2 protein-coding genes are annotated in these 1,882 nt (G+C 62.0%); both read right to left on the bottom strand.

What is annotated here, in order from left to right; all coding sequences use genetic code 11:
- Nucleotides 1-1,089, bottom strand: a 1,089-nt coding sequence (locus ACE04F_RS13845; protein WP_486107513.1) for a chromosome segregation SMC family protein, incomplete at its 3' end; no start/stop codon positions are given.
- 1 nt (nt 1,090) lies between these two features.
- Nucleotides 1,091-1,750 (bottom strand): GntR family transcriptional regulator, encoded by a 660-nt coding sequence (locus ACE04F_RS13840; RefSeq protein ID WP_305499923.1) that lies wholly within the window; start codon nt 1,748-1,750, stop codon nt 1,091-1,093.
- Between the last annotated feature and the right edge of the window lie 132 nt (nt 1,751-1,882).

Raw genomic sequence — 1,882 nt, 5'->3', positions numbered from 1 at the left:
GGCCGCGGCGCTGGTAATTTCCTGTTCCGGCACAAGACGGTCCAGTTCTTCGCCAAGGGTCAGCAGCAAGGTGCGGTCGTGGCCCAGGTGGGACTCGGTCTCCAGGCGTGCGCGCTCGGCTTCCTTCAAATCGTCCTGTAACTGGCGCAAACGCTGCTGGCCGTGCTGGATGCTCTGTTCGACCCGGGCAATGTCGCCGCCCACCGAATAGAAGCGTCCCTGCACCAGATTGAAGCGCTCGGACAGTTCGTGGTGCCCGTCGCGCAGGCGCTCGATGGCGGCATCGGCATTGCGCTGCTCGGCCACCAGTGCTTCGAAGCTGACTTCCTGGTTGCCGATGATCGCCTCTCGCTGGCCGACCTGTTCGTTCAACGCCTGCCAGCGCAACGCTGACAGCTGGGCCTTGAGCTGGCGCTCCTCGCCTTTGTATTCCTGGTACTTCTTGGCGGCTTCGGCCTGGCGATGCAGGCGTTCGAGCTGACGCTCGAGCTCTTCACGCAGGTCGGTCAGGCGCGCGAGGTTCTCGTGGGTACGGCGGATGCGGTTTTCGGTTTCGCGGCGTCGCTCCTTGTACTTGGAGATGCCGGCGGCTTCCTCGATGAAATTACGCAGGTCTTCCGGCTTAGCCTCGATCAGCTTGGAGATCATGCCCTGCTCGATGATCGAGTAGCTGCGCGGGCCCAGGCCGGTGCCGAGGAATATATCGGTGATGTCGCGGCGACGGCATTTGGTGCCGTTGAGGAAATAGCTGTTCTGGCTGTCGCGGGTCACTTTGCGACGAATGGAGATTTCCGCGTAGGCCGCGTATTCACCGATCAAAGTGCCGTCAGAGTTATCGAACACCAGCTCGATGCTGGCCTGGCTCACCGGCTTGCGACTGGTGGAGCCGTTGAAGATGACGTCGGTCATCGATTCGCCGCGCAGGTTCTTGGCCGAGCTTTCGCCCATCACCCAGCGCACGGCGTCGATGATGTTCGACTTGCCGCAGCCATTGGGCCCGACCACCGCCGCCATGTTACTGGGGAAGTTCACCGTGGTCGGGTCGACGAAGGATTTGAACCCCGCCAGCTTGATGCACTTGAGCCGCACGTCAGGCCGCCGTCAGGGCCGAAACCACCAGATCGCAACTGCGCTGGGCATAGGCCGTCAGCACGATGCGGATCTGCGGCAGATCGCGGGCCAGCACCGCAACAAGCAGGCGCTGGAACAGATCGAGGAATTCGCTCATTTCAGCCTTGCGCTGTTCAAGTGCCAGGAAGTAGGCGCGGCTCATCGCCGGTTGCAGGTTCTCGACGGTCTCTTGCAGATACGGATTGTCGGCAAACGGATAGGCCGCGCGCATCACGCTGAAGCTTTCATCGACGAAGGTGCGGATGTCCTGGCGCTCGTAAGCTTGCTGGAGGCGCTGTTGGATCGCCACGAACGGGGCCATGTCGGCCTGTTCCTTCCAGCCATGGGCCACCGCATTGCCAAGCAGAATGTAGAGCTCGCTCATCAACGCGCACAGGCTGCGCACCTTGTGCTCGGTAAGCTCGGTGACGTGGGCGCCACGGCGCGGCAGGATAGCGATCAGATGACGCCGCTCGAGGATCAGCAAAGCCTCGCGGACCGAGCCGCGACTGACATTGAGCGCCAGCGTGACCTTCTGCTCCTGGATGCGCTCTCCCGGCTTCATTTCGCCGCGAATGATGCGTTCGGCGAGGTAATGGGCGATTTGCTCGGCGAGGCTGTCCGGGGCCTTGAACGTCATGGTTGTCCTTCAAACTCTTCGATCTGCACAAGCGGCGCAGTGTAGCGCACTCGATACGTCATGGCGCAGGGCCTGCACCGGGTTTTTGGCACGATATAAGCAAAAAAACCTGTAGGAGCGGGGGGGGGGGGG

It is taken from the genome of Pseudomonas sp. AGC41 (assembly GCF_057334555.1).
The sequence above is the reverse complement of the archived record's forward strand: the minus strand, read 5'-3'. Positions and strand labels throughout refer to the sequence as shown.

Bases quoted from the DNA above. Each gene is read 5' to 3' on its own strand.
- ACE04F_RS13840 (WP_305499923.1), bottom strand. From the start codon at position 1,750: ATGACGTTCAAGGCCCCGGACAGCCTCGCCGAGCAAATCGCCCATTAC.